Below are 25,379 nucleotides of genomic sequence, written 5' to 3'. Positions count from 1 at the left end.
GGCTCAGCCGAACAGGTCCGGCGTGCTCGCTCGGGGCGCCGGCATCTCGCCGCGGCGCGAAGCCAGCCGATCCGCCAGGCGGGTCGGCTCGGGCAGGCGATAACCACGGCAGCAGGCCAGCACCAGCTCGACGGCGCTAGCCATGCTCACGCGATGCCCTGGCGAGACGATCAGCGGCTTGACCTTGTCCTTGCTGCGCAGCATCCAGCCAACCTGCTCACCCGCATGCCTGAGCGGCACGCGCGCGCCCTTCTCCTGCGGCAGCTCCGCATGAGTACCGACGAGGATGCTCTTGGCCACACCAATGGTCGGCAGCCCGGTCACCACGCCCAGGTGCGAAGCGATGCCGAGCCGGCGCGGGTGGGCGATGCCCAGGCCGTCGCAGTAGATCAGATCCGGTATCTGCGGCAGATCGCGCAATGCCTGCAGCAAGGCCGGCAGCTCGCGGAAAGACAATAGCCCCGGCACATAGGGCATGCTGGTGGGAATGCGCGCCACGCTATGGGCAATCAGCTGCAAGGTATTAGCATCGAGCAGCACGGCGGCCGCCAGGGTGATGCTGCCCTGCTCTTCGAAACCGACATCCACGCCGGCGATTATCCGCGGCGGCGCGAAGTCATCCTCCAGCACCACTCGTTCGGCCAGCGCACTCTGCAGCACGCGCGCCTGTTGCGCGGTCCCGTCCCAATCGGCGAAGGGTGATGTATGCATCGGCGACTCCAATCCCGCAATGGATCGGTAGACCGACATCGGCAGAGGCTGGTTCGCCCGCGACGACCGCAGGCGAACCAGGAGAGGCTTACAGCGAGCGGGAAATGATCTCTTTCATGATCTCGTTGGTGCCGGCGTAGATGCGCTGCACCCGCGAGTCGGCCCAGGCACGGGCGATCGGGTATTCCCACATGTAGCCGTAGCCACCATGCAGCTGCACGCACTCGTCGATCACCTTGCACTGCAGGTCGGTACCCCAGTACTTGAGCATCGCCGCGGTCGGCACATCCAGCTTGCCCTGCAGGTGCAGCTCCAGGCAGCGGTCGACGAACACCCGGCCGATCTGCGCCTCGGTGGTCATCTCGGCCAGCTTGAAGCGAGTGTTCTGGAAGTCGGAGACGGACTTGCCGAAGGCCTTGCGCTCACGGGTGTAGTCCAGGGTCCACTTGATCGCCGCCTCGGCCGAGGCGATGGCGCCCACGCCCACGGTCAGACGCTCCTGGGGCAGCTCCTGCATCAGGTAGACGAAGCCCATGCCCTCCTTGCCCAGCAGGTTTTCCTTGGGAATGCGCACGTCCTGGAAGAACAGCTCGGAGGTGTCCTGGGCCTTCATGCCGACCTTCTCCAGGCGCTTGCCCTTGGAGAATCCCGGGGTGTTGGCATCTACCAGGAACAGGCTGATCCCCTTGGCGCCGCCCTTGGGATCGGTCTTGGCGACGACTATCACCATGTCGGCCAGCCAGCCGTTGGTGATGAAGGTCTTCGAGCCGTTGATCACGTAGTGATCGCCATCCAGCAGGGCGGTGGTCTTCACGCCCTGCAGGTCGGAGCCGGTGCCCGGCTCGGTCATGGCGATGGCGGTGACCACTTCGCCGGTCACCATCTTCGGCAGGTAATGCTGCTTCTGCGCTTCGCTGCCGTAGTGAAGGATGTAGGGCGCGACGATGTCCGAGTGCAGCGAGAAGCCGACACCGGACAGGCCGAGGCGCGACTGCTCCTCGATCACCACGGCGCTGTAGAGGAAGTCGGCGCTCATGCCGCCGTATTCCTCGGGAATGTGGGAGCAGAGCATGCCGGCGTCACCGGCCTTGTTCCACAGGGCGCGGTCGATGTGACCGTCCTTTTCCCACTGGGCGTGGAAAGGCGCCGCCTCCTGCTCGAAGAACTTGCGCACGGACTCGCGGAACAGCTCGTGCTCGGAGCTGAACAGGGTTCTTGGAATCATTGTTACACCTGCTTCTGAGTGATCGTTGGGTGCCCCCACTCTAGGCCAGCGTCGTTGCCAGGGGCACTGGACACATGCGACAAAAAATAAGACGATCCAGCCACCTGATGACCGTTTAATCACTAACAAGAACAACAAACATGTCGCCTACCCGCATCGCCATACTCGCCACCGATGGCGTCTTCGCCGCCACCCTGATGCAGGCCCGGGACTTCTTCCACATGGCCGGGCTGCGCCACGGCAAGCAGCAGGGCCTGGGACCGACCTCGGCGTTCCAGATCCGCGTGGTCAGCCCGGACGGCCAGGCAGTGACCAGCTTTAGCGAGGCGGTGATCCCGGTGGACGGCAGCCTGGGCGAGGCCGAGGTGGTGATCCTGCCGGCCTTCTGGGGCGACTTCGACGCCCTCTGCCAGCGCTGCCCCGAGGTCCTGCCCTGGCTACGCGAACGACATGCCGCCGGCAGCGCCATCTGCGGCGAGGCCACCGGCGTGTTCTGGATGGCCCAGGCCGGGCTGCTCGACGGCAAGGAGGCAACCACTTACTGGCGCTTCTTCCGCGAGTTCACCGAGCGCTTCCCCAAGGTGCTGCTGAACCAGGACAAGCACCTGTCGGACGCCGACAACCTGTACTGCGCCGGCGGCGTCACCTCGGCCTGCGACCTGTACATCTACCTGATCGAGCGCTACTGCGGCGCCGGCATCGCCCAGGGCGTCTCGCGCGACATCCTCTACGAGACCCAGCGCAGCTACAGCCCCGGGCGCATCGGCTTCGGCGGGCAGAAACTGCACCAGGACGTGGCCATCCTGCAGGTGCAGCAGTGGCTGGAAGAGCACTTCGCCGAAAAATTCCGCATCGAGGACGTAGCGCGCCAGCACGGCATGAGCATCCGCAACTTCATGCGGCGCTTCCAGGCGGCGACCGGCGACAAACCCCTGCACTACCTGCAGCGCCTGCGCATCGAGACGGCCAAGGGCCTGCTCAGCGCCACCCGCAAGAGCATCAAGACCATCAGCTACGAAGTCGGCTACGACGACGCCAGTTTCTTCGCCCGCCTGTTCCGCCAGCATGCCGAGCTGTCACCCAACCAGTACCGCCGGCAGTTCCAGCACAAGGACAGCGCCTGAGCGCGGGCCGACTGGTCGCAGACTGCCTGAAACGCAGAAGGGCTGCCCATGGGCAGCCCTTCTTTCATTGATACCGCAAATTGCCGGAAAGCGTAGCGAGCGAAGGGCAGGCAAGGCGAAAGCAGGCGAAGATGCGCAGTTTACGAGTTGTAAATAAGCATTCTGAGCCTGCTTTCAACACAGCCTGACCGAGCGCAGTAGCTTTCCGGTGATTTGCTAGGGCTTGTGCGGCCGCGAGAGGAACTCGTGCGACTGCATCTCCAGCAGGCGACTGAGGGTGCGCTGGAACTCGAAGCTCAGGCGTCCACCGGTATACAGGTCCTTCAGCTCCACCTCGGCCGAGATGATCAGCTTGACGTTGCGGTCGTAGAACTCGTCCACCAGGTTGATGAAGCGCCGCGCCATGTCGTCCTTGGCCACGCCCATTTGCTCAACGTTGGCCAGGATCACCGCGTGGAAGATCTTGCCCAGCTCGATGTAGTCGTTCTGGCTGCGCGGGCCGTCGCACAGCTCGCGGAACTCGAACCAGGCCACGTCATCGCCTTCCTTGCGCGCCATGATCGGACGGTTCTCGATCATCAACGCCTTGTTCTCCTCCACCTTGCAGTGCTCGGGCAGCAGGCTGTTGAAGCTCTTCTCCAGGCTGATCTCGGCCTCGGCATCCAGTGGCCAGTGGAACAGCTCGGCCTGCTCCAGGGCGCGCAGGCGGTAGTCCACGCCGCTGTCGACGTTGACCACTTCGGTGTACTGCTTGACCAGGGCGATGGCCGGCAGGAAGCGCGCGCGCTGCAGGCCGTCCTTGTACAGGCCGTCCGGCACGATGTTGGAGGTGGCCACCAGGCTCACGCCGTTCTTGAACAGCTCCTCCAGCAGCGTGGCGAGGATCATGGCGTCAGTGATGTCGCTGACGAAGAACTCGTCGAAGCAGATCACCCGCGCCTCGTCGGCGAAGCGCTTGCCGATGATGGTCAGCGGGTTCTTCTCACCCTTGAGGGTGCGCATTTCCTCGTGCACACGCTTCATGAAGCGGTGGAAGTGGGTGCGCATCTTCTGCTCGAACGGCAGCGCGTCGAAGAAGGTATCGACCAGGTAGGTCTTGCCGCGGCCGACGCCGCCCCAGAAGTAGAGACCTTTGACCGGCTCCTGGCGCTTCTTGCCGAACAACTTGCCGAACAGCCCGGAAGACGCCTGGGAATCCGCCACCAGTTCGTCGTACAGACGCTGCAGGTGGCGCACGGCGTTTTCCTGTGCGGCGTCGTGGAAGAAGTCCGGCCGCTTCAGATCGGCCTGATAACGCTCAAGAGGAGTCATGCTGGGAACTTCGGTAACAAAAACGGGGCGGTCACTTTAGCGACGCGCCCCGTGCTTGGCAATCGGCCAGTGGCCGCGCAGGCCTTTACTCCTGCGGCGTCAGCGCCTCGCGCAGTCGCTCGATGGCCGCCTCCAGTGCATTGGCGTCGGTGAAGGCCGGGCTCTCGCCGACGCGCTCATCGCCCAGCCACACGGAGAAGACCTGGCCTTCACCGCGTACATCCAACGCCGCGCCGGACTGCAGGGCCTTGCTGGCCTGACCAGCCGCCTTGCCGTCGGCGAAAGACTTGGACAGCAGCAACTGCTCGCCGGCAGCGTCCAGCAGGCGGAAGCGGAAGCTGCCGTCCTCGTCGCGGAAACTGACGAAGCGCGCGCTCTTGACCGCTTTCTTCTTCTCGCCACCGCCGGTCTGCACCTGCTCGCGGAATGAGCGCAGGCCGACCGCCTCGCGCAGCTCGCCGAGGAACGGAGTGGCGATCTTGCGTGCCTTGGCGGCGCCGGCCAGAAGGATATCTTCCAGATCGGCCGGCTTGGTGATCAGCGCGTTGTAGCGCTCGCGCGCTTCACCCAGCTCAGCGTCGAGCAGCTGGAACAGGCGACTCTTCGCCTCGCCCCAGGCCAGGCCTCCCTCCAGCTCGGCACGGAACTCGGCCTGCTGCGCCTGGGAGGCAAACGCCTGGTACAGGGTGAACAGGTGCGAGCCGTCGGCATCCTTGGGCTCGCCCGGCATCTTGGAATCGGTGACGATGCGGGCGATCGCTTCCTTCAGCTGCTTGGCAGTGCCGAACAGCGGGATGGTGTTGTCGTAGCTCTTGCTCATCTTGCGGCCGTCGAGGCCGGGCAGGGTCGCCACTTCTTCCTCGATCACCGCCTCGGGCAGGGTGAACAGCTCGCGGCCTTGGCCGAACAGGTGGTTGAAGCGCTGGCCGATATCGCGCGCCATCTCCACGTGCTGGATCTGGTCGCGGCCGACCGGTACCTTGTGCGCGTTGAACATCAGGATGTCCGCCGCCATCAGCACCGGGTAGCTGAACAGGCCCATGGTGATGCCCGCATCCGGGTCTTCGCCCTGCTCGACGTTCTTGTCCACCGAGGCCTTGTAGGCGTGGGCGCGGTTGAGCAGGCCCTTGCCGGCGACACAGGTGAGCAACCAGCACAGCTCGGGAATTTCGGGGATATCGGACTGGCGGTAGAAGGTCGCCTTGTCGGTATCCAGCCCCAGCGCCAGCCAGGTGGCGGCGATCTCCAGGCGCGAACGCTGGATGCGCGCCGGGTCGTCGCACTTGATCAGCGCGTGGTAGTCGGCGAGGAAATAGAAGGAATCGGCGTCGGCGGCGCGGCTGGCGACGATGGCCGGACGGATCGCGCCGGCATAGTTACCCAGGTGAGGGGTGCCGGTAGTGGTGATGCCGGTAAGGATACGGGTGGTCATCTGGCTATTCGCTTCAACTTATTGGAGACGGGGCTGAACCAGCTCTTTCAGCTCGGGCAGCTTGCCGTGAAAAAAGTGGCCGCATTCTGCCACCTTCAGCAGCTCATGGGCACGCGGCAGCGCCGCGGACCAGGCGTAGACCGCGTCGGGCTCCACCACCTCGTCCTGCTCCGGCTGCACTACCACCAGCTCGCCAGCTTGCGGCAGATGCTCGGGCGCCTGCAGGCGATGCACCGCCGGCGCCACCATGAACAGCTTCGGAATGGCGACACCCTGGTCTTCCAGCCGCCCAGCCAGGGCGCCAGCGACGAAGCCGCCGAAGGAGAAGCCGAGCAGGGTCAACGGCAGCTCGGGGTATTGGCCACGCAGCCAGTGCGCCACCGCCTCGGCGTCATCCACCTCGCCACTGCCCATGTCGTGGCTGCCGGCACTGGCACCAACGCCGCGGTAGTTGAAGCGCAGGGTGTGGTAGCCCATGTCGCGCACCGAGCGCTGCAAGGTGGAAACCACCTTGTTGAGCATGGTGCCGCCCTGAACCGGGTTGGGATGGCAGATCAGGGCAACGCCACGGGCGTCCGGCACTTCACAGAACAGGGCTTCGAGCTGGCCGCAGGGGCCGTCGAGCAGCAGAGGGGTTTCGCGGATCAACAGCAGGAACTCCGTGACCCCGGGCAGGGTCGACACGTCTTGGTTAGGCACATCGCACAACAGGGCTTTGCCGCGGTATACAGCGCCGGCGAGAGCCGCTACCGTAAAACAAAGCCGCTTTCAGAGGAAGGACTCGTGGAACAATCGCTCACCCCCTGGCTGCTGCCCGCCATGGCCCTGCTGGTTGGCGTCGCCATCGGCTTCCTGGCCGCGCGCCTGCTGCCCAACGCCGCTCCCAGCCGCACCCAGCGTCAGCTGGACGATCTGCAGCAACGCTTCGACAGCTACCAGAGCGAGGTAGTGACCCATTTCAACACCACCGCCAGCCTGGTGAAGAAGCTGACCCAGAGCTACCAGGACGTGCAGGAGCACCTGTCGCATGGCGCCGACCGCCTGGCCGCCGACGAGGTGACCCGCCAGCGCCTGCTGGCCGCGCTGCATGCCGACGACGGCAAGGCGCCACGTGAACGCCTGACCCCGCCGCGCAGTACCGAGGCACCGAAAGACTACGCACCGAAGGAGCCGGACGCCCCCGGCACCCTGGACGAAGGTTTCGGCCTCAAGCGCTGATCGAAAAGGCATAAAAAAGCCCCGCAGATGCGGGGCTTTTTATTGGCCGATGCTTAGATCGCGCCGCGCGAACGCAGCAGATCCAGCACCTGCTTGACGCCCTCCTCCACCGACGAGGACTGGGTGTCGATCACCAGATCGGCATCCAGCGGTACGTCGTAGGCGAAGGATTCGCCCGGGATGTTGTCGCCACCGGCGGCATACAGGCCCTGCGGATCACGCTCGGCGCAGGCCTGCGGCGAAGCCTGCACGTACACGGTGAGCAGGCGATCGTTGCCGATCAGCACCTTGGCCTGCTCGCGGCCTTCGGCATCCGGGGCGACGAACGCAGCCAGGGTCAGCAGACCGGCCTCGTTGAACTGGCGCGCCACGTGGGCGGCACGACGCCAGTTCTCGGTGCGACCGGCGCGATCCTGCGGCAGGCCCTTGTTCAGGTCATGGCGCAGGTTCTGGCCATCCAGCACGTACACGGCACGGCCCATGTCGAACAGCTTGCGCTCGACGGCGTAGGCCAGGGTGCTCTTGCCGGCGCCGGACAGGCCGCTGAACAGCACGGTGGCCGGTTGCTGGCCGAAGCGCGCGGCGCGTTCTTCGGTCGATACGTGCGCTTGCTCACCGTGGTGCGTGCTGCCGCCAGCGCCGACAGGGTCGGCGATGATCATGCCGGCGCCGACGGTGCCGTTGGTCAGGCGGTCGATGACGATAAAGGCGCCGGTGGTGCGGTTGTGTGCGTAGCCGTCGAGGGCAATCGGCGCGTCCAGGGCAACCTTGACCTTGCCAATCTCGTTGAGCTGCAGACTGCTCGCCGCGCCCTCTTCCAGGGTGTTCACATCGACCCGGTGGGCGATGCTGGCAATCGAGCCCGGCACATAGCTGGTGGCGCGCTTGATGTCGTATTTCTTGCCCGGCAGCATCGGCTCTTCAGCCATCCACACCAGCATGGCGTCGAAGCTGTCGACCACCTGCGGGCGGTTGTCGGCATGCACCAGCATGTCGCCGCGGGACACGTCGATCTCGTCTTCCAGGGTCAGGGTGATCGCCTGACCCGGGCCGGCCTGCTCCAGCTCACCCTCGAAGGTGACGATGGACTTGACCTTGCTGCCCTTGCCCGACGGCAGAGCGATGACTTCGTCGCCCTTGCGCACGATGCCGCTGGCCAGGGTACCGGCGAAACCGCGGAAGTTCAGGTTCGGCCGGTTGACGTACTGCACCGGGAAACGCAGGTCGTTGAAGTTGCGATCGCCGGCGACTTCCACGGTCTCGAGGATTTCCATCAGCGACTGGCCGGTGTACCAGGGCGACTGCTCGCTCTTGTTCACCACGTTGTCGCCTTTGAGCGCGGACATCGGCACGAAGAACAGCGAAGTCGGCTTGAGCGAGATGCCTTCGGCGAACTTCAGGTAGTCGGCCTTGATCTGCTCGAACACGCCCTGATCGAAGCCCTTGAGGTCCATCTTGTTGATGGCCACGACGATGTGCTTGATGCCCAGCAGGCTGGCGATGAAGCTGTGACGCTTGGTCTGGGTCTGCACACCGTAGCGCGCGTCGATCAGGATGATCGCCAGGTCGCAGGTGGAGGCGCCGGTGGCCATGTTGCGCGTGTACTGCTCATGGCCGGGGGTGTCGGCGATGATGAACTTGCGCTTGGCGGTACTGAAATAGCGGTACGCCACGTCGATGGTGATGCCCTGCTCGCGCTCGGCCTGCAGACCGTCGACCAGCAGCGCCAGGTCGACGTCATCGCCGGTGGTGCCGACTTTCTTGGAGTCCTTGGTGATGGCCTCCAGATGGTCTTCGTAGATCATCTTGGTGTCGTGCAGCAGGCGCCCGATCAGGGTGCTCTTGCCGTCGTCGACGTTGCCGCAGGTAAGGAAGCGCAGCAGTTCTTTGCGTTCGTGCTGGGCCAGGTACGCAACGATGTCCTGGCTGATCAGATCGGATTGATGACTCATGGTGCGGAATCCTTAGAAGTAGCCCTGACGTTTCTTTTCTTCCATCGAGCCGGCCTGATCGTGGTCGATCACACGGCCCTGGCGCTCGGAAGTACGGGTCAGAAGCATTTCCTGGATGATGTCGGTCAGCGTGGTCGCCGTGGACTCCACCGCACCGGTCAGCGGGTAGCAGCCGAGGGTGCGGAAACGCACCATCTTCTTCTGGATACGGGCTTTCTCCTCGTCAGACAGGTGCTCGAGGATGCGCTCGTCGTCGATCATGATCAGCGTGCCGTTCTTCTCGATCACTTCGCGCTCGGCGGCGAAGTACAGCGGCACGATCGGGATCTGCTCCAGATAGATGTATTGCCAGATGTCCAGCTCGGTCCAGTTGGACAGCGGGAAGACGCGGATCGACTCGCCCTTCTTGACCTTGCCGTTGTACACGTTCCACAGCTCGGGACGCTGGTTCTTCGGGTCCCAGCGGTGCTTGCTGTCGCGGAAGGAGTACACGCGCTCCTTGGCCCGGGACTTTTCCTCGTCGCGGCGCGCGCCACCGAAGGCGGCGTCGAAGCCGTGCTTGTCCAGCGCCTGCTTGAGGCCCTCGGTCTTCATCACGTCGGTGTGCTTGGCACTGCCGTAGGTGAAGGGGTTCATGTCCTGCGCCACACCATCCGGATTGATGTGGGTGATCAGATCCAGCCCGTACTCTTTGACCATCTTCTCGCGGAAGCGGTACATCTCCTGGAATTTCCAGCGAGTGTCCACGTGCATGACCGGGAACGGCAGCTTGCCGGGGAAGAATGCCTTGCGCGCCAAGTGCAGCATCACGGCGGAATCTTTACCGATGGAATACAGCATCACCGGGTTGTCGAATTCGGCGGCCACTTCACGAATGATGTGGATACTTTCCGCCTCGAGCTGTTTCAGGTGCGTCAGTTTGTCGAGCATGGCTTATCACAGATCAGGGAATGAACGGCCGGCGGGCCGTGGACGAGCGCGCACTCTAGCACAGCACCCTATTCTATTCAGGACGGCTTTTAGATCGAAACGATCTAGGTATATGCTCGGTTTTCAGACCGGATTGGGACAGTCGATGAACAGGTGCTCAATGGCGAAACGCCGCGCCAGATAGTCGCCCAGGGCCTGCACGCCGTAGCGTTCGGTGGCGTGATGCCCGGCGGCGATAAAGCCCACGCCGTTCTCGCGCGCGCTGTGGAAGGTCTGCTCGGAGGCCTCGCCGGTCAGGTACAGATCGACCCCGGCGGCGATGGCGTTGTCGATGTAGCCCTGGCCACCGCCGGTGCACCAACCGATGCGCCGCACCATGCCCTGCCCTTCGACCAGCAACGGCTCGCGACCCAGCACCTCCTGCACGCGGCGAGCGAAGTCGCGGGCGCTCATGGGTTCGGCCAGCGAGCCGAGCAGACCGACCACCTTGGGATTGTTCGGGTCGAGCGGGCCTTCCACGGTGACATCGAGCTGCCGCGCCAGCTGCACGTTGTTACCCACCTCCGGGTGCACGTCCAACGGCAGGTGATAGGCCAGCAGGCTGATGTCGTTGCCCAGCAGGGTCTGCAGGCGGCGGCGCTTCATGCCGGTGATGCAGGCGTCCTCGCCCTTCCAGAAATAGCCGTGGTGGACTAGCACCACGTCGGCCTCGGCCTCCACCGCTGCATCCAGCAGCGCCTGGCTGGCGGTCACGCCGCTGACGATGCGCCGTACCTGCGGCCGGCCCTCGACCTGCAAGCCGTTGGGGCAGTAGTCGGAGATGCGGGCCGCGTTAAGGAAGCGGTCGGCTTCCTCGACCAGGGTGGTCAGAGCGATGGCCATGGTTTTTCCTCATCAAACTGTTGCGGATGCTGCCCTTCCGGCCGGCGGCACCTCTATAATGCCGCCACCTTAAGGGCCGCTCCAGGCCCTCGCAACCCTCAGGATTTCACTTAGATGCTCAAGGCCCTGCGCTTCCTTGGCTGGCCCCTGCTGGTCGGCCTGCTGCTGGCACTGCTGCTGATCCAGCGCTACCCGCAATGGGTCGGCCTGCCCGGCAACGAAGTGCACCTGCAGCAGGCGCCGCGCTATGGCATCGCCCAGGAAGGCCCGGTGTCCTATGCCGATGCGGTGAGCCGCGCGGCGCCAGCGGTGGCCAACCTGTACACCACCAAGATGGTCAACAAAGCGTCGAGCCATCCGCTGCTGGAAGACCCGGTGTTCCGCCGCTTCTTCGGCGACAACCTGCCCAAGCAGCGGCGCATGGAGTCGAGCCTGGGCTCGGCGGTGATCATGAGCGCGGAGGGCTACCTGCTGACCAACAACCACGTGGTGGCGGACGCCGACCAGATCGTGGTGGCACTCAAGGACGGCCGCGAGACCCTGGCCCGCCTGATCGGCAGCGATCCGGAGACCGATCTGGCGGTGCTCAAGATCGACCTGAAGAACCTTCCGGCCATGACCCTGGGGCGCTCCGACCAGATCCAGATCGGCGACGTCACCCTGGCCATCGGCAACCCGTTCGGCGTCGGCCAGACCGTGACCATGGGCATCATCAGCGCCACCGGGCGCAACCAGCTGGGCCTCAATACCTACGAGGACTTCATCCAGACCGACGCGGCGATCAACCCGGGCAACTCCGGCGGCGCTCTGGTCGATGCCCACGGCAATCTGATCGGTATCAACACCGCGATCTTCTCCAAGTCCGGCGGCTCGCAAGGCATCGGCTTCGCCATCCCGGTCAAGCTGGCGCGCGACGTGATGAAGGCGATCATCGAGCGCGGCCAGGTAATCCGGGGCTGGCTGGGCATCGAAGTGCAGCCGCTGACCCCGGAGCTGGCCGAATCGTTCGGCCTGCAGGGCCGCGCCGGCATCCTGGTCGCCGGCATCTACCGCGATGGTCCGGCGCAGAAGGCCGGTCTGCAGCCGGGCGACCTGATCCTGAAGATCGCCGACGAGGCCGCCGTCGACGGCCGCCGCTCGATGAACCAAGTAGCGCGTACCCAGCCCGGCGAGAAAGTGGTGATCGAAGTGCTGCGCGGCGGCGAGACCCTGGAGCTGACCGCCGAGATCGGCGTGCGCCCTCCGGCCGAAGTGCAGCAGCCGCAGCAACCCTAAACAAACGGCCATGAAAAAAGGCGCCCCGCGGGGCGCCTTTTACGTTACGGCTTCTGGTTAGAGTACTTGCCGCAGGGCATCCAGCAACGCCTGGTTCTGTTCCGGATTGCCGATGGTGATACGCAGGAACTGGGCGATACGCTGCTGCTTGAAGTGCCGCACGATGACGCCGTGCTCACGCAGCGCCGCCGCCAGCTCGCCGGCATCTTTCTGCGGGTGACGGGCGAAGATGAAGTTGGCCGCCGATGGCAGCACCTCGAAGCCCAGGCCGGAAAACTCGGCCACCACCTGCTCGCGGCTGTCGATCACCAGTTGGCAGGTCTCGCGGAAGTAGGCTTCGTCGTCGAAGGCCGCCGCCGCGCCGACGATGGCCATGCGGTCCAACGGGTAGGAGTTGAAGCTGTTCTTGATCCGCTCCAGCGCCTCGATCAGGTCCGGATGACCGACCGCGATGCCGACCCGCAGGCCTGCCAGGGAGCGCGACTTGGACAGGGTCTGGGTCACCAGCAGATTCGGATAACGGTCGACCAGCTTGATCGCAGTCTCGCCGCCGAAGTCGATGTAGGCCTCGTCCACCACCACCACGCTGTCCGGGCTGCCCTGCAGCAGGCGCTCGACGGCGTCCAGCGGCAGCAGACAGCCGGTCGGCGCGTTGGGGTTGGGGAAGATGATCCCGCCATTGGGCCGCGCGTAGTCCTCGGGGCGTATCTGGAACTGGTCGTCCAGTGGCAAGGCCTCGTACGGAATGCCGTACAGGCCGCAGTAGACCGGGTAGAAGCTGTAGGTCACGTCGGGGAACAGCAGCGGCTTGCCGTTCTGGAACAGGCCGTGGAAGGCATGCGCCAGCACCTCGTCGGAGCCGTTGCCGACGAACACCTGGGCACTGCTCACGCCGTAGTAGTCGGCCACCGCCTGTTTCAGGCGGTCGCTATTGGGGTCGGGGTACAGACGCAGGCTGTCGCCCAGCTCGGCCTGCATGGCGGCGACCGCCTTGGGCGACGGGCCGTAGGGGTTTTCGTTGGTGTTCAGCTTGACCAGCTTGGCCAGTTTCGGCTGCTCGCCCGGCACGTAGGGCACCAGGTCTTTGACGAAGGGGCTCCAGAATTTGCTCATCTGCCCTTCTCTCCTCGAATTCGTTCGGTTTGCGTAGGGTGGAAAACCGCGAAGCGTTTTCCACCGGGTGAAGCGGTGGACAAGCAAAGCGTTGTCCACCCTACCAATCGGCCATCAATGCTTGATGCGGTACTCGGCGCTGCGTGCATGGGCGGTCAGCGACTCGCCGCGTGCCAGCACGGAGGCGACCTTGCCCAGCTCGGAGGCACCCTCGGCCGAGCAATGGATGATCGACGAACGCTTCTGGAAGTCGTACACGCCCAGCGGCGAGGAGAAGCGCGCGGTGCCGGAGGTCGGCAGCACGTGGTTCGGCCCGGCGCAATAGTCGCCCAAAGCTTCTGCCGTATAGCGGCCCATGAAGATGGCGCCGGCATGGCGGATCTGCGGCAGATACTGCTCGGGATTCTCCACCGACAGTTCCAGGTGCTCCGGCGCGATGCGGTTGGCCACTTCGATGGCCTGGGCCATGTCGGCGACCTGGATCAGCGCGCCGCGACCCTCCAGGGAGGTGCGAGCGATGGTCTCGCGTTCCAGGGTCGGCAGCAGCTTGGCGATACTCTCGGCCACGCGATCAAGGAAGGCGGAGTCCGGGCTGACCAGAATGGACTGAGCGTCCTCGTCGTGCTCGGCCTGGGAGAACAGGTCCATGGCGATCCAGTCCGGATCGGTCTGGCCATCGCAGACCACGAGAATTTCAGAGGGGCCGGCAATCATATCGATGCCGACCTTGCCGAATACGTGGCGCTTGGCGGTGGCCACGTAGATGTTGCCGGGGCCGACGATCTTGTCCACCGGTGGCACGCTCTCGGTGCCATAGGCCAGCGCGGCCACGGCCTGGGCGCCGCCGATGGTGAACACGCGGTCGACGCCAGCCACGCAGGCGGCGGCGAGGACGATCTCGTTGATCTCGCCACGCGGGGTCGGCACCACCATGACCACTTCCGGCACGCCGGCGACCTTGGCCGGGATGGCGTTCATCAGCACCGAAGACGGATAGGAAGCCTTGCCACCGGGAACATACAGACCGGCGCGATCCAGCGGGGTGACCTTCTGCCCCAGCACCGTGCCGTCGGCCTCGGTGTAGGTCCAGGAGCCCTGCTTCTGCCGTTCGTGGTAGAGGCGTACGCGCTCGGCGGCCTTTTCCAGTGCCGCGCGCTGCTCGGTGCTGATGCGGGTCAGGGCCAGTTCCAGACGCTCGCGCGGCAGGATCAGGTCGGCCATGGCGGCGACCTGTAGACCGTCGAACTTCTCGGTGAACTCGACCACGGCGGCATCGCCACGGCTGCGCACGGCGGCGATGATATCCAGCACGCGCTGGTTGACCGCGTCGTCCGACACGCTTTCCCAGCTCAGCAGATGATCCAGGTGTCGCGCGAAGTCCTGGTCAGCGGCATTGAGTCGGCGGATGGCGGTAGGAGCGGTCATAGCGGGCCTCTTGATTGGCTATTGCTCAGGCGCCCGTAGAGTACCAGCCGTACCGCGCGGGCACCTGAGAATTCTGGCTATGACACGGATAGGCGGACGCGACCGATGGTCGCGTCGAAGGTATTAGCTTCGGTGGTCGAAAAATGCTCCTGCATTTTCGACATTCCCGCCATCCCTGGCGGTCATCGCGCTTCGACCGCCGTGCGCAGGGTCTCGATCAGCGCCTGGATGCGGCCATGCTGCATCTTCATCGAGGCCTTGTTGACGATCAGTCGCGAGCTGACGTGGGCGATCAGCTCCTGGGGCTCCAGACCGTTGGCACGCAGGGTGTTGCCGGTGTCGACCACGTCGATGATCTTGTCGGCCAGGCCAACCAGCGGCGCCAGCTCCATGGAGCCGTACAGCTTGATCACGTCGACCTGACGACCTTGTTCGGCGTAGTAGCGCTTGGCCACGTTGACGAACTTGGTGGCGACGCGCAGGCGGCCTTTCGGCTCCGGCGCGCCGACCTTGCCGGCGGTCATCAGCTTGCAGTTGGCGATCTGCAGGTCGAGCGGCTCGTACAGGCCCTGGCCGCCGTACTCCATCAGCACGTCCTTGCCGGCCACGCCGAGGTCGGCGGCGCCGTGCTCGACGTAGGTCGGCACGTCGGTGGCGCGCACGATCAGCAGCTGCACGTCATCCTGAGTGGTCGGAATGATCAGCTTGCGGCTCTTTTCCGGATTCTCGGTCGGCTCGATACCTGCCGCGGCGAGCAGCGGCAGGGTGTCGTCGAGAATGCGGCCCTTGGACAGCGCGATGGTCAGCATGAAATGCCCTTACTAGCCCGGCACGCGGCGAATCTTGGCGCCGAGCAACTGCAGTTTTTCCTCGATGCACTCGTAACCACGGTCGATGTGGTAGATGCGGTCGATCAGGGTTTCGCCCTCGGCGACCAGCGCGGCGATCACCAGGCTGGCGGAGGCGCGCAGGTCGGTGGCCATCACCGGAGCGCCCTTGAGCGCCGGCACACCGGTGACGATGGCGGTGTTGCCTTCGACCAGGATCTGCGCGCCCATACGATTCATCTCGTAGACGTGCATGAAGCGGTTCTCGAACACGGTCTCGATGACGGTGCCGGTGCCCTCGGCGATGGCGTTGAGGGAGATGAACTGGGCCTGCATGTCGGTCGGGAAAGCCGGGTACGGCGCGGTGCGCACATTGACGGCCTTGGGACGCTTGCCCTTCATGTCCAGCTCGATCCAGTCCTTGCCGGTAGTGATCTCGGCGCCCGCTTCCTGCAGCTTGGCCAGCACGGCCTCGAGGATGGTCGGATCGGTGTCCTTGAGCTTGACGCGGCCACCGGTAGCGGCCGCAGCCACCAGGTAGGTACCGGTTTCGATACGGTCGGGCATCACGCTGTAACGACCGCCACCCAGGCGCTCGACGCCGTCGATGACGATCGTGTCGGTACCGGCGCCGCTGACCTTGCCACCCATGGCGTTGATGAAGTTGGCCAGGTCGACCACTTCCGGCTCACGCGCGGCGTTTTCCAGCACGGTACGGCCCTTGGCCAGGGCTGCGGCCATCATGATGTTCTCGGTACCGGTCACGCTGACGATATCGAAGAAGAAGTGCGCGCCACGCAGGCCGCCTTCCGGCGCCTTGGCCTTGATGTAGCCGCCTTCAACGTCGATCTTCGCGCCCATGGCTTCCAGGCCGCGGATGTGCAGGTCGACCGGACGCGAGCCGATGGCGCAACCACCGGGCAGGGCCACTTCGGCTTCACCGAAGCGCGCGACCATGGGGCCGAGCACCAGGATCGAGGCGCGCATGGTCTTCACCAGCTCGTACGGTGCGACCAGGGTCTTGATGCTGCTGGCGTCGACTTCGACGCTGAGCTTCTCGTCGATGATCGGCTGTACGCCCATGCGGCCAAACAGCTCGATCATGGTGGTGATGTCGTGCAGGTGCGGCAGGTTGCACACGGTGACCGGGGTGTCGGCCAGCAGGGTGGCAGCCAGGATCGGCAGGGCGGAGTTCTTCGCCCCGGAGATGCGGATTTCGCCATCGAGGCGGATACCGCCGGTAATAATCAGTTTGTCCATTCGGATCTCGATCTCGCTGCCCGCAGGCTCAGGAACGCTCGGCCCAGGCGGCCTGGCTGAAGAATTTCATGGTCACGGCGTGGATGCTGCCATCGGCGATCCAGGCGTTGAGGTGGGCGTATATCTGCTGCTGGCGCTTGACCGGGCTGAGCGCGGCCAGCTCGTCGCTGATCAGGTTCAGCTGGAAGTTGCAGCCTTCGCCTTCCACCTCGACGCGGGTGTTGGGCAGCTGGGCCTCCAGGAGGTTCTTAACTTCTACGGCCTGCATGCTCAACCTCGATCGGCGCAAAAGGATTCTGGCGGGCCCAAGGCTCGCGGGGTCGGCAATGATACAAAAAAGCCCCCCGCCTGCGAAGCCCGGCAGACGGAGGGCTTTGGCGCGGGTTCAGGCCGGCAGGTCGAGCAGCTCGTGCAACCCCGAGACCCGGGCGATGCCCTGCATGTCCTGCGGCAGACCACGCACCTTCAGGCTCTTCCCCACCTGTGCGGCATCGCGCATAAAGGCCAGCAGCAGGGACAGGCCGACACTGCTGGACTTCTCCACCGCCGCGCAGTCCAGTACCAGCTCGCGAGCCGGGCTGGCGGCGATCAACTGGCGCCCGCTCTCGCGCAGGGCCGGACCGCTGCGATAGTCGAGCACGCCGCAGAGCAGCAGCTCGCCGCTGGCGCCCTGGCGGATGGCGGTTTCGCTCATTGCTGGCCGCTCGCCTGCTGGCCTTCGGCGCTGTCCTTGGCCTTGGCCACCACTTCGGCCCAGCCGTCGATGGTCTTGTCCAGGTCATTGCCGTTGCGCTGCATGCTGTCGGCGAACTGGTCGCGGAACAGCTTGCCAACGTTGATGCCGTTGATGATCACGTTGCGCAGCTTCCACTGCCCGTCGACCTGCACCATGGTGTAGGACACGGGGTAAACGGTGCCCTTCTTGTCGGTGACTTCCATGCCAACGCTGGCGCGTTCGGCGCCTTCGGCCTTGGCCGGCAGCACGCGGATGCCCTGGTTGTCGTACTCCAACAGGGCATTGCCGTAGAACTGCATCAGACTGCGCTTGAAGTTGTCCTCGAAACGCTGCAGCTGCGCATCGCTGGCGCCGCGCGAATACTTCACGGTCATGATGCTGCGCGAGATGCCTTCGCTGTCCACCACCGGGCCGAGAATGCGATCCAGGGTGTCGTAGAAGGATTGTGGATTCTGCTTGTAGGCGGCCTTGTTGGCCTCGAGATCACCGAGCAGCTCGTTGGTGGTGCTCTTCACCACATCATGGGCGCTGGGCGCGGCCATGGCCGCCAGCGGCAGGCTGGCCAGCAGGACCAACAGGCCGCGGCGCAGGATCTTCAACATGTTCATTTGCTTTCCTTATTCACCGAGTTCATCAGGAACTTGCCGATCAGGTCTTCCAGCACCAGTGCCGACTGGGTGTCGTGGATGGTGCTGCCATCCTTGAGCAGATCCTCCTCGCCACCGACGCTGATGCCAATGTACTTCTCGCCCAGCAGACCGGCGGTCAGGATCGAGGCGGTGGAGTCCAGCGGCAGGTTGTCGACCCGTTTCTCGAGCTCCATGGTCACGCGACCGGTATAGCTGTCGCGGTCCAGGTCGATGGCGGTGACCTTGCCGATAGTCACGCCGGCCATGGTCACCTTGGCCCTAACGGTAAGACCGGCGATGTTGTCGAAGTTCGCATACAGCTTGTAGGTATCACCGGCGCTTCCGGCGGACAGGCCGCTGACCCGCAGGGCGAGCAGCAGCAGCGCCAGCAGTCCAGCCAGCAGGAACAGGCCGACGCCGATTTCCAGGGAGCGGCTTTGCATCAGAGATCTCCAAACATCAGGGCGGTCAGAATAAAGTCGAGGCCGAGCACGGCGAGGGAGGCATACACCACGGTCTTGGTGGTGGCGCGGCTGATGCCTTCCGAGGTCGGCTCGCAGTCGTAACCCTGGAACACGGCGATCCAGGTCACGACGAAAGCGAACACCATGCTCTTGATCACGCCATTGAGCACGTCTTCGGTGAATTCCACGCTGTTCTGCATGTTCGACCAGAACGAGCCTTCGTACACGCCGAGCCAGTCCACCGCGACCATGGCGCCACCCCAGATACCGACCACGCTGAAGATGGCGGCGAGCAGCGGCATGGAGATGAAACCGGCCCACAGGCGCGGCGCGATGATGTACTTGAGCGGGTCGACGCCGATCATTTCCAGGCTGGACAGCTGCTCGGTGGACTTCATGTTGCCGATTTCGGCGGTCAGCGCCGAGCCGGCACGACCGGCGAACAGCAGGCCGGTGACCACCGGGCCCAGTTCGCGCAGCAGGGTCAGGGCCACCATCTGCCCCACCGCCTGCTCGGAGCCGTAGCTGGTCAGGATGTTGTAGCCCTGCAGGGCCAGCACCATGCCGATGAACAGGCCGGCGACCACGATGATCGGCAGCGACAGCACGCCCACGGAGTAGAGCTGGCGAATCAGCAGTTGCCCGCCATTGCGCAGGCCGCTGCGGCCGAACAGCGAACTGAGCAGGAACAGGGTCGAACGGCCCATGGCCGCGACCACGTCGATGCCGGCGCGCCCGAGCAGGGCGATGCGTTCGAGAGGGGACTTCCTACGCATCAGCGCTCTCCCAGCAAATCATCGAGGTAATCCGGCGCCGGATAGTGGAAGGGCACCGGACCGTCCGGAATGCCTTTCATGAACTGCTGGATGCGCGGGTTATCCGAGCCCATCAGCTCGGCCGGCGTGCCCTGCCCCAGCACCTGGCCATCGCCCACCACATAGATGTAGTCGGCAATGCTGGCGGTCTCGGCCAGATCATGGGAAACCACGATGCTGGTGATGCCTAGGGCGTCGTTGAGCAGGCGGATCAGGCGCACCAGCACGCCCATGGCGATAGGATCCTGGCCGACGAACGGCTCGTCGTACATGAGAATCTGCGGATCCAGGGCAATCGCGCGGGCCAGTGCCACGCGGCGCTTCATGCCGCCAGACAATTCGTCCGGCATCAGCTCGACGGCGCCGCGCAGGCCAACGGCCTGCAGCTTCATCAGCACGATATCGCGGATCATCTCGTCGGACAGCTGGGTATGCACCCGCAGCGGAAAGGCAACGTTCTCGAACACGTCCAGGTCGGTGAACAGCGCCCCGCTCTGGAACAGGACACCAAACTGCTTGCGCATGTCGAACAGGTCGCTGCGCGACAGGGTCGGCAGGTTCTGCCCATTGACCCAGACCTCGCCACTGGCCGGCTTGAGCTGGGCGGCGATCAGGCGCAGCAGGGTGGTCTTGCCGCAGCCGGACGGCCCCATGATCCCGGTGACCTTGCCACGCGGGATGCGGATATCGACATTATTGAAGATGTTGCGCGCGCCACGCTTGAAGGTCAGGCCCTTCAACTCGACGGCATAGGCATTCACGGCGCTCATCCAAACTCCTTGTGATGCGGCCCTTCCATGGACAGACGCAGGTTCCCACGGCAGGGACACCTCGCGCCGCGGTCAGGCCGAACAGGGCGCGGAATATAGCATTGGCGGTTATTGCAGCCCAAGTCGCTGCAACTTTTTCATAACAATTGGTCACAAGATGCACCGAGCGCGCCGAGTGCCAGGTGAGGCCGGCCACCTTTGTCGTTATACTCCCGGTCTTTTATGCCGAGCACCACGAAGATCTCATGAGCCAGACCAGCGACCTGATCCAGTCCGCGCAGCGCACCATCCGCCTCGAAGCCGAGGCTGTGGAAAGCCTGCTGAGCCGCATCGACGCCGACTTCGTGCGTGCCTGCGAGATGATCCTGAACTGCAGCGGGCGCGTGGTCGTGGTCGGCATGGGCAAGTCCGGCCATATCGGCAACAAGATCGCCGCCACCCTGGCCAGCACCGGCACCCCGGCCTTCTTCGTCCACCCAGCCGAGGCCAGCCACGGCGACATGGGCATGATCACCAAGGACGACGTGGTCCTGGCCCTGTCCAACTCCGGTTCCACCGCCGAAATCGTCACCCTGTTGCCACTGATCAAGCGCCTGGGCATCCAACTGATCAGCATGACCGGCAACCCCGAATCGGCGCTGGCCAAGGCCGCCGAAGTCAACCTGGACGCCCGCGTGGCCCAGGAGGCCTGCCCGCTGAACCTGGCACCGACCTCCTCCACCACCGTGTCCCTGGTGATTGGCGACGCCCTGGCCATCGCCCTGCTGGAAGCCCGCGGCTTCACCGCCGAAGACTTCGCCTTCTCCCACCCGGGTGGCGCTCTCGGCCGTCGCCTGCTGCTCAAGGTGGAGAACGTGATGCATGCCGGCGAGCGCCTGCCACTGGTACAGCGCGGCACCTCGCTGCGCGAGGCGCTGCTGGAAATGACCCGCAAGGGCCTGGGCATGACGGTGATCGTCGAGGCCGACGGCAAGCTGGCCGGAATCTTCACCGACGGCGACCTGCGCCGCACCCTGGACAAGGGCGTCGATGTGCGCGAGGCGAGCATCGATCAGGTGATGACCGTTCACGGCAAGACCGCCCGCGCCGAGATGCTCGCCGCCGAGGCGCTGAAAATCATGGAAGACCACAAGATCAACGCGCTGGTGGTGGTGAATGACGAGGACAAGCCGGTTGGCGCCCTCAACATGCACGACCTGCTGCGCGCCGGAGTGCTGTAAATGACCGCCGATCTGCTGCAACGCACCAAGGCCATCAAACTCGCCATCTTCGACGTCGATGGCGTACTCACCGACGGCAAGCTGTACTTCCTCGTCGACGGCAGCGAATTCAAGACCTTCAACACCCTGGACGGCCACGGCATCAAGATGCTGATCAACTCCGGGGTGCGTACCGCCATCATCAGCGGACGCAAGACCCCGGTGGTCGAGCGCCGCGCGCAGAATCTGGGTATCCAGCACCTGTACCAGGGCCGCGAGGACAAGCTGGTGGTGCTCGATGAACTGCTCGGCGAGCTGGGCCTGAGCTACGAACAGGTCGCCTACCTGGGCGACGACCTGCCCGACCTGCCGGTGATCCGCCGCGTCGGCCTGGGCATGGCAGTGGCCAGCGCCGACGGCTTCGTCCGCCAGCATGCCCACGGCGTGACCAGCGCCCGCGGTGGCGAAGGCGCGGCGCGCGAGTTCTGCGAACTGATCATGCGCGGCCAGGGCACGCTCGAAGCCGCCCAGGCCGCCTACCTCTAGGACCTGCCCATGAACGGCAAACTGCGCAATTATGTGATCGGTCTGCTGGCAGTCGCCCTGATCGGCGCGCTCGGCTACTGGAACGTCCGTCCCGAGACCTTCATGGATCGCCGGGCGGCAGCCGAGGCCGACAACGCCATCGACTTCTACGTGGTCGGCGCCAGCACCCAGCAGTTCCAGGAAGACGGCAAGCTGCAGTACGAGATGACCGCCGCCAAGCTGGAACACATCAAGGCCAGCGACATCACCCTGCTGGACAAGCCGGACCTGCAACTCTATCGCGGCACCCAGTTCCCCTGGCACGTGCGCAGCGACAAGGGCGAGGTGGCGCCGGAGGGCAAGCAGGTCGAGCTGATCGACAACGTGCGCATCGCCCGCACCGACGCCAAGAACCGCCCGACCGTGATTACCAGCAGCCGAGTCACCGTATTCCCCGACGAGGAATATGCGCAGACCCAGCAAGCCGTTAGAATCGAGGCCGCCAATGGGGTGACCACGGCACAGGGAATGAAAGCGTACATGAACGACGGCAAGATCAACTTGCTGTCCAACGTAAGAGGCCAGCATGAGGTTCGTTAAAACCTTCCCCCTACTGCTCAGCCTGAGCGCCGCGCTCGGAAGCGCCAGCGCCTGGGCCCTGCCCAGCGACCGTGAGCAACCGATTCGGGTCCAGGCAGACAGCGCAGAACTGGATGACAAGCAAGGTGTGGCCGTTTACCGCGGCGGCGTGGTGATCACCCAGGGCACCATGAAGATCACCGGCGACACCGTGACCATCACTCAGGATGCCAACGGCGAGATCGAGGTCTTCACCTCGGTGGGCAAACCGGCCTACTACGAGCAGAAGCCATCCGTCGATAAGGACATCGTCAAGGCCTACGGCCTGACCATCCAGTACTACGCGAGCAACGAGCGCATCGTCCTGATCGACCAGGCCAAGGTGATCCAGCAGGGCAACACCTTCGAAGGCGAGAAGATCGTCTACGACACCCAGCGCCAGATCGTCAACGCCGGCCGCGCCACGGGCAGCGATGTCTCCACGCCGCGTCCGCGCATCGACATGATCCTGCAGCCACGCAAGAAGAACGGCCAGCCGGGGCAGGCGCAGTAATGGCGACTCTCAAAGCCCAGCACCTGGCCAAGAGCTACAAGGGCCGCCAGGTGGTCCGCGACGTCAGCCTGTCCATCGACAGCGGCCAGATCGTCGGCCTGCTCGGCCCCAACGGCGCCGGCAAGACCACCTGCTTCTACATGATCGTCGGCCTGGTCCAGGCCGATCAGGGCCGCGTGCTGATCGACAGCCAGGACATCAGCCACCAGCCCATGCACGGCCGCGCCCGCTCCGGCATCGGCTACCTGCCGCAGGAAGCCTCGATCTTCCGCAAGCTGTCAGTGGCCGACAACATCATGGCCATCCTTGAGACCCGCAAGGACCTCGACCGCGCAGGCCGCCAAGAGGCGCTGGAAGCCCTGCTGCAGGAATTCCACATCAACCACATTCGCGACAGCCTCGGCATGAGCCTGTCCGGCGGCGAGCGCCGCCGCGTGGAGATTGCCCGCGCCCTGGCCACCGAGCCGAAGTTCATCCTGCTCGACGAGCCCTTCGCCGGCGTGGACCCGATTTCGGTCGGCGACATCAAGCAGATCATCCACCACCTCAAGGCCAAGGGCATCGGTGTGCTGATCACCGATCACAACGTACGCGAGACCCTGGATATCTGCGAAACGGCCTATATCGTCAACGACGGCCAGCTGATCGCCGAAGGCGATGCCGAGGCCATTCTGGCCAACCAGTTGGTCAAGGAAGTCTACCTGGGCCACGAATTCCGCCTCTGAGCCCGAGCCCCGTACGGGGCTTGCGCAAAGGGCTAGAATCATTCAAGGTCAGGCATATAATTTGCTTCCTAGGGCGCTTCGCCGCCCTGCAGTGGATGGCGCCGCGCGCCGGCAAGTGAACAAGGTACCCAGCCCCACACCATGAAACCGTCGCTAGTCCTCAAGATGGGCCAGCAGCTGACGATGACTCCGCAGCTGCAACAGGCCATCCGTCTCCTCCAGCTCTCCACCCTGGACCTGCAGCAGGAAATCCAGGAAGCCCTGGAATCCAACCCCATGTTGGAACGTCAGGAGGAAGGCGAAGACTTCGACAACTCCGACCCGATGGCCGACAACGCCGAGCAGAACAGTTCTGCTCAGCAGGACAGCTCGAGCTTCCAGGACAGCACCGTCGCGGTAAACAACAACGAGAGCGCCGAAGACGGCGAATGGCACGACCGCATCCCCAGCGAGCTGCCGGTCGACACCGCCTGGGAAGACGTCTACCAGACCAGCGCCAGCAGTCTGCCCAGCAACGATGACGACGAGTGGGACTTCACCACCCGTACCTCCGCCGGCGAGAGCCTGCAGAGCCATTTGCTGTGGCAACTCAACCTGGTGCCGATGTCCGATACCGACAAGCTGATCGGCGTCACCATCATCGATTGCATCAACAACCAGGGCTACCTGGAAGAATCCATCGACGAGATCGTCGAGTCCTTCGATCCGGAACTGGAGATCGAGGCCGACGAGGTCGAAGCCGTTCTGCATCGCATCCAGCACTTCGAGCCCGCCGGCATCGGCGCCCGCGACCTGCGTGAATGCCTGCTCCTGCAGCTGCGCCAGCTGCCGGCCAGCACGCCCTGGCTGGCCGAGGCCCAGCGCCTGGCCGGCGACCACCTCGACGTGCTCGGCAGCCGCGACTACAGCCTGCTGATGCGCCGCATGAAGCTGAAAGAGGACGAGCTGCGCCAGGTCATCGAGCTGATCCAGAGCCTCAACCCGCGCCCGGGCTCACAGATCGAGGCCAGCGAGCCAGAATACGTGGTGCCGGATGTGATCGTGCGCAAGCACAACGAACGCTGGCTTGTGGAGCTGAACCAGGAAGCGGTGCCGCGCCTGCGGGTCAACCCGCAATACGCCGGCTTCGTCAAACGCGCCGACTCCAGCGCCGACAACACCTTCATGCGTAATCAGCTGCAGGAGGCGCGCTGGTTCATCAAGAGCCTGCAGAGCCGTAACGAGACGCTGATGAAGGTCGCCACGCAGATCGTCGAGCACCAGCGCGGCTTCCTCGAATACGGCGACGAGGCCATGAAGCCACTGGTACTGCACGACATCGCCGAGGCGGTGGGCATGCACGAGTCGACCATTTCGCGGGTCACCACGCAGAAATTCATGCACACCCCGCGCGGCATCTACGAGCTGAAGTACTTCTTCTCCAGCCACGTCAGCACCTCCGAAGGCGGGGAATGCTCGTCCACCGCGATCCGCGCCATCATCAAGAAACTGGTGGCCGCGGAAAACGCGAAAAAGCCGTTGAGCGACAGCAAGATCGCTGGTTTACTGGAAGCACAGGGCATTCAGGTAGCCCGCCGCACTGTCGCCAAGTACCGCGAATCGCTCGGCATAGCGCCATCCAGCGAACGCAAGCGACTGATGTAAGCGGCCCTGAGCGGAAGGCTTCTGCACCACCGTACCGAGCGCCAGATACCCTGCA

27 protein-coding genes are annotated in these 25,379 nt (G+C 64.5%); 9 read left to right on the top strand and 18 right to left on the bottom strand.

The genetic code is table 11. From position 1 onward, the window contains the following. Nucleotides 1-3: 3 nt before the first annotated feature. Together nfi and N7607_RS14470 are read right to left on the bottom strand one after the other, a co-directional pair. Nucleotides 4-711, bottom strand: coding sequence for a deoxyribonuclease V (gene nfi, locus N7607_RS14475; protein ID WP_279866199.1), 708 nt, complete (start codon nt 709-711; stop codon nt 4-6). An 88-nt stretch (nt 712-799) separates the two neighbouring features. Next, complete coding sequence (locus N7607_RS14470; RefSeq protein ID WP_279866200.1) at nt 800-1,936, bottom strand: acyl-CoA dehydrogenase family protein; 1,137 nt, start codon at nt 1,934-1,936, stop codon at nt 800-802. 221 nt (nt 1,937-2,157) lie between these two features. Here N7607_RS14470 and N7607_RS14465 point away from each other — a divergent pair, with 221 nt between their 5' ends. Further along, on the top strand, nt 2,158-3,060 hold the full coding sequence (locus N7607_RS14465) for a GlxA family transcriptional regulator (RefSeq protein WP_279866305.1): 903 nt from the start codon (nt 2,158-2,160) through the stop codon (nt 3,058-3,060). A gap of 216 nt (nt 3,061-3,276) precedes the next feature. Here the strand turns inward: N7607_RS14465 and zapE are convergent, their stop codons facing one another. The 3 genes from zapE to N7607_RS14450 all read right to left on the bottom strand — a co-directional run bounded on the left by zapE (nt 3,277) and on the right by N7607_RS14450 (nt 6,454). Continuing rightward, complete coding sequence (gene zapE, locus N7607_RS14460) at nt 3,277-4,371, bottom strand: cell division protein ZapE (protein ID WP_279866201.1); 1,095 nt, start codon at nt 4,369-4,371, stop codon at nt 3,277-3,279. An 85-nt stretch (nt 4,372-4,456) separates the two neighbouring features. Next, on the bottom strand, nt 4,457-5,803 hold the full coding sequence (locus tag N7607_RS14455; protein WP_279866202.1) for a tryptophan--tRNA ligase: 1,347 nt from the start codon (nt 5,801-5,803) through the stop codon (nt 4,457-4,459). 18 nt (nt 5,804-5,821) lie between these two features. Next, nucleotides 5,822-6,454, bottom strand: coding sequence for an alpha/beta fold hydrolase (locus tag N7607_RS14450; protein WP_279866306.1), 633 nt, complete (start codon nt 6,452-6,454; stop codon nt 5,822-5,824). Between the two features lie 132 nt (nt 6,455-6,586). Between N7607_RS14450 and N7607_RS14445 the strand changes: the two genes are divergently transcribed. After that, the gene (locus N7607_RS14445; protein ID WP_279866203.1) at nt 6,587-7,021 is read left to right on the top strand and encodes a DUF1043 family protein; all 435 of its coding nucleotides are present in this window, start codon (nt 6,587-6,589) and stop codon (nt 7,019-7,021) included. 53 nt (nt 7,022-7,074) lie between these two features. Here N7607_RS14445 and cysN read toward each other — a convergent pair whose 3' ends face one another. From cysN to N7607_RS14430, 3 genes are all read right to left on the bottom strand, one after another. Next, a complete protein-coding gene (cysN, locus tag N7607_RS14440; protein ID WP_279866204.1) occupies nt 7,075-8,973 on the bottom strand; it encodes a sulfate adenylyltransferase subunit CysN in 1,899 nt (632 codons plus the stop codon). 12 nt (nt 8,974-8,985) lie between these two features. Further along, the gene (gene cysD / locus N7607_RS14435; RefSeq protein WP_279866205.1) at nt 8,986-9,903 is read right to left on the bottom strand and encodes a sulfate adenylyltransferase subunit CysD; all 918 of its coding nucleotides are present in this window, start codon (nt 9,901-9,903) and stop codon (nt 8,986-8,988) included. 123 nt (nt 9,904-10,026) lie between these two features. Then, on the bottom strand, nt 10,027-10,785 hold the full coding sequence (locus N7607_RS14430; protein ID WP_279866206.1) for a Nif3-like dinuclear metal center hexameric protein: 759 nt from the start codon (nt 10,783-10,785) through the stop codon (nt 10,027-10,029). 114 nt (nt 10,786-10,899) lie between these two features. Between N7607_RS14430 and algW the strand changes: the two genes are divergently transcribed. Then, nucleotides 10,900-12,060 carry a Do family serine endopeptidase AlgW gene (gene algW, locus N7607_RS14425; protein WP_279866207.1) on the top strand — a complete coding sequence of 387 codons (1,161 nt, stop codon included), beginning with the start codon at nt 10,900-10,902 and terminating at the stop codon, nt 12,058-12,060. 57 nt (nt 12,061-12,117) lie between these two features. On the opposite strand, the gene hisC is transcribed toward algW, so the two are convergent. The 10 genes from hisC to N7607_RS14375 form a co-directional block, all read right to left on the bottom strand. Beyond that, the gene (hisC, locus tag N7607_RS14420) at nt 12,118-13,173 is read right to left on the bottom strand and encodes a histidinol-phosphate transaminase (protein ID WP_279866208.1); all 1,056 of its coding nucleotides are present in this window, start codon (nt 13,171-13,173) and stop codon (nt 12,118-12,120) included. A gap of 114 nt (nt 13,174-13,287) precedes the next feature. Then, complete coding sequence (gene hisD, locus N7607_RS14415) at nt 13,288-14,598, bottom strand: histidinol dehydrogenase (protein ID WP_279866209.1); 1,311 nt, start codon at nt 14,596-14,598, stop codon at nt 13,288-13,290. 182 nt (nt 14,599-14,780) lie between these two features. Continuing rightward, nucleotides 14,781-15,407, bottom strand: a complete 627-nt coding sequence (gene hisG / locus N7607_RS14410; RefSeq protein ID WP_279866210.1) for an ATP phosphoribosyltransferase — start codon at nt 15,405-15,407, stop codon at nt 14,781-14,783. Between the two features lie 12 nt (nt 15,408-15,419). Then, on the bottom strand, nt 15,420-16,685 hold the full coding sequence (gene murA / locus N7607_RS14405) for a UDP-N-acetylglucosamine 1-carboxyvinyltransferase (protein ID WP_137974936.1): 1,266 nt from the start codon (nt 16,683-16,685) through the stop codon (nt 15,420-15,422). A 28-nt stretch (nt 16,686-16,713) separates the two neighbouring features. Beyond that, on the bottom strand, nt 16,714-16,953 hold the full coding sequence (locus N7607_RS14400; protein ID WP_192400255.1) for a BolA family protein: 240 nt from the start codon (nt 16,951-16,953) through the stop codon (nt 16,714-16,716). Nucleotides 16,954-17,070: 117 nt separating this feature from the next. After that, nucleotides 17,071-17,379 (bottom strand): STAS domain-containing protein, encoded by a 309-nt coding sequence (locus N7607_RS14395; RefSeq protein WP_279866211.1) that lies wholly within the window; start codon nt 17,377-17,379, stop codon nt 17,071-17,073. Beyond that, nucleotides 17,376-18,023 carry an ABC transporter substrate-binding protein gene (locus N7607_RS14390; protein WP_279866307.1) on the bottom strand — a complete coding sequence of 216 codons (648 nt, stop codon included), beginning with the start codon at nt 18,021-18,023 and terminating at the stop codon, nt 17,376-17,378. The genes N7607_RS14395 and N7607_RS14390 overlap by 4 nt, the downstream gene beginning before the upstream one ends. Nucleotides 18,024-18,025: 2 nt before the next feature. Further along, a complete protein-coding gene (gene mlaD, locus N7607_RS14385; protein WP_279866212.1) occupies nt 18,026-18,493 on the bottom strand; it encodes an outer membrane lipid asymmetry maintenance protein MlaD in 468 nt (155 codons plus the stop codon). After that, nucleotides 18,493-19,290 carry a lipid asymmetry maintenance ABC transporter permease subunit MlaE gene (gene mlaE / locus N7607_RS14380; protein ID WP_279866213.1) on the bottom strand — a complete coding sequence of 266 codons (798 nt, stop codon included), beginning with the start codon at nt 19,288-19,290 and terminating at the stop codon, nt 18,493-18,495. The genes mlaD and mlaE overlap by 1 nt, the downstream gene beginning before the upstream one ends. Continuing rightward, nucleotides 19,290-20,099 (bottom strand): ABC transporter ATP-binding protein, encoded by an 810-nt coding sequence (locus N7607_RS14375; protein WP_279866214.1) that lies wholly within the window; start codon nt 20,097-20,099, stop codon nt 19,290-19,292. Before N7607_RS14375 ends, mlaE begins: the two co-directional genes overlap by 1 nt. A 245-nt stretch (nt 20,100-20,344) precedes the next feature. On the opposite strand from N7607_RS14375, the gene N7607_RS14370 reads away from it, so the two are divergent. The 6 genes from N7607_RS14370 (at nt 20,345) to N7607_RS14345 (ending at nt 25,324) form a co-directional block, all read left to right on the top strand. After that, on the top strand, nt 20,345-21,319 hold the full coding sequence (locus tag N7607_RS14370) for a KpsF/GutQ family sugar-phosphate isomerase (RefSeq protein ID WP_279866215.1): 975 nt from the start codon (nt 20,345-20,347) through the stop codon (nt 21,317-21,319). Further along, a complete protein-coding gene (locus N7607_RS14365; RefSeq protein WP_279866216.1) occupies nt 21,320-21,844 on the top strand; it encodes an HAD family hydrolase in 525 nt (174 codons plus the stop codon). 9 nt (nt 21,845-21,853) lie between these two features. After that, the gene (gene lptC / locus N7607_RS14360; protein ID WP_279866217.1) at nt 21,854-22,423 is read left to right on the top strand and encodes an LPS export ABC transporter periplasmic protein LptC; all 570 of its coding nucleotides are present in this window, start codon (nt 21,854-21,856) and stop codon (nt 22,421-22,423) included. Next, nucleotides 22,410-22,955 carry a lipopolysaccharide transport periplasmic protein LptA gene (gene lptA / locus N7607_RS14355; RefSeq protein WP_279866218.1) on the top strand — a complete coding sequence of 182 codons (546 nt, stop codon included), beginning with the start codon at nt 22,410-22,412 and terminating at the stop codon, nt 22,953-22,955. The genes lptC and lptA overlap by 14 nt, the downstream gene beginning before the upstream one ends. Continuing rightward, complete coding sequence (gene lptB, locus N7607_RS14350; RefSeq protein ID WP_279866219.1) at nt 22,955-23,680, top strand: LPS export ABC transporter ATP-binding protein; 726 nt, start codon at nt 22,955-22,957, stop codon at nt 23,678-23,680. The genes lptA and lptB overlap by 1 nt, the downstream gene beginning before the upstream one ends. Before the next feature lie 141 nt (nt 23,681-23,821). Next, a complete protein-coding gene (locus tag N7607_RS14345) occupies nt 23,822-25,324 on the top strand; it encodes an RNA polymerase factor sigma-54 (protein WP_279866220.1) in 1,503 nt (500 codons plus the stop codon). Nucleotides 25,325-25,379: the final 55 nt, after the last annotated feature.

It is taken from the genome of Pseudomonas sp. GD04019 (assembly GCF_029837695.1).
Lineage (GTDB): Bacteria > Pseudomonadota > Gammaproteobacteria > Pseudomonadales > Pseudomonadaceae > Aquipseudomonas.
The sequence above is the reverse complement of the archived record's forward strand: the minus strand, read 5'-3'. Positions and strand labels throughout refer to the sequence as shown.

Bases quoted from the DNA above. Each gene is read 5' to 3' on its own strand.
- nfi (WP_279866199.1), bottom strand. From the start codon at position 711: ATGCATACATCACCCTTCGCCGATTGGGACGGGACCGCGCAACAGGCG.
- N7607_RS14470 (WP_279866200.1), bottom strand. From the start codon at position 1,936: ATGATTCCAAGAACCCTGTTCAGCTCCGAGCACGAGCTGTTCCGCGAG.
- N7607_RS14465 (WP_279866305.1), top strand. From the start codon at position 2,158: ATGGCCGGGCTGCGCCACGGCAAGCAGCAGGGCCTGGGACCGACCTCG.
- zapE (WP_279866201.1), bottom strand. From the start codon at position 4,371: ATGACTCCTCTTGAGCGTTATCAGGCCGATCTGAAGCGGCCGGACTTC.
- N7607_RS14455 (WP_279866202.1), bottom strand. From the start codon at position 5,803: ATGACCACCCGTATCCTTACCGGCATCACCACTACCGGCACCCCTCAC.
- cysN (WP_279866204.1), bottom strand. From the start codon at position 8,973: ATGAGTCATCAATCCGATCTGATCAGCCAGGACATCGTTGCGTACCTG.
- cysD (WP_279866205.1), bottom strand. From the start codon at position 9,903: ATGCTCGACAAACTGACGCACCTGAAACAGCTCGAGGCGGAAAGTATC.
- N7607_RS14430 (WP_279866206.1), bottom strand. From the start codon at position 10,785: ATGGCCATCGCTCTGACCACCCTGGTCGAGGAAGCCGACCGCTTCCTT.
- algW (WP_279866207.1), top strand. From the start codon at position 10,900: ATGCTCAAGGCCCTGCGCTTCCTTGGCTGGCCCCTGCTGGTCGGCCTG.
- hisC (WP_279866208.1), bottom strand. From the start codon at position 13,173: ATGAGCAAATTCTGGAGCCCCTTCGTCAAAGACCTGGTGCCCTACGTG.
- hisD (WP_279866209.1), bottom strand. From the start codon at position 14,598: ATGACCGCTCCTACCGCCATCCGCCGACTCAATGCCGCTGACCAGGAC.
- hisG (WP_279866210.1), bottom strand. From the start codon at position 15,407: ATGCTGACCATCGCGCTGTCCAAGGGCCGCATTCTCGACGACACCCTG.
- murA (WP_137974936.1), bottom strand. From the start codon at position 16,685: ATGGACAAACTGATTATTACCGGCGGTATCCGCCTCGATGGCGAAATC.
- N7607_RS14400 (WP_192400255.1), bottom strand. From the start codon at position 16,953: ATGCAGGCCGTAGAAGTTAAGAACCTCCTGGAGGCCCAGCTGCCCAAC.
- N7607_RS14395 (WP_279866211.1), bottom strand. From the start codon at position 17,379: ATGAGCGAAACCGCCATCCGCCAGGGCGCCAGCGGCGAGCTGCTGCTC.
- N7607_RS14390 (WP_279866307.1), bottom strand. From the start codon at position 18,023: ATGTTGAAGATCCTGCGCCGCGGCCTGTTGGTCCTGCTGGCCAGCCTG.
- mlaD (WP_279866212.1), bottom strand. From the start codon at position 18,493: ATGCAAAGCCGCTCCCTGGAAATCGGCGTCGGCCTGTTCCTGCTGGCT.
- mlaE (WP_279866213.1), bottom strand. From the start codon at position 19,290: ATGCGTAGGAAGTCCCCTCTCGAACGCATCGCCCTGCTCGGGCGCGCC.
- N7607_RS14375 (WP_279866214.1), bottom strand. From the start codon at position 20,099: ATGAGCGCCGTGAATGCCTATGCCGTCGAGTTGAAGGGCCTGACCTTC.
- N7607_RS14370 (WP_279866215.1), top strand. From the start codon at position 20,345: ATGAGCCAGACCAGCGACCTGATCCAGTCCGCGCAGCGCACCATCCGC.
- N7607_RS14365 (WP_279866216.1), top strand. From the start codon at position 21,320: ATGACCGCCGATCTGCTGCAACGCACCAAGGCCATCAAACTCGCCATC.
- lptC (WP_279866217.1), top strand. From the start codon at position 21,854: ATGAACGGCAAACTGCGCAATTATGTGATCGGTCTGCTGGCAGTCGCC.
- lptA (WP_279866218.1), top strand. From the start codon at position 22,410: ATGAGGTTCGTTAAAACCTTCCCCCTACTGCTCAGCCTGAGCGCCGCG.
- lptB (WP_279866219.1), top strand. From the start codon at position 22,955: ATGGCGACTCTCAAAGCCCAGCACCTGGCCAAGAGCTACAAGGGCCGC.
- N7607_RS14345 (WP_279866220.1), top strand. From the start codon at position 23,822: ATGAAACCGTCGCTAGTCCTCAAGATGGGCCAGCAGCTGACGATGACT.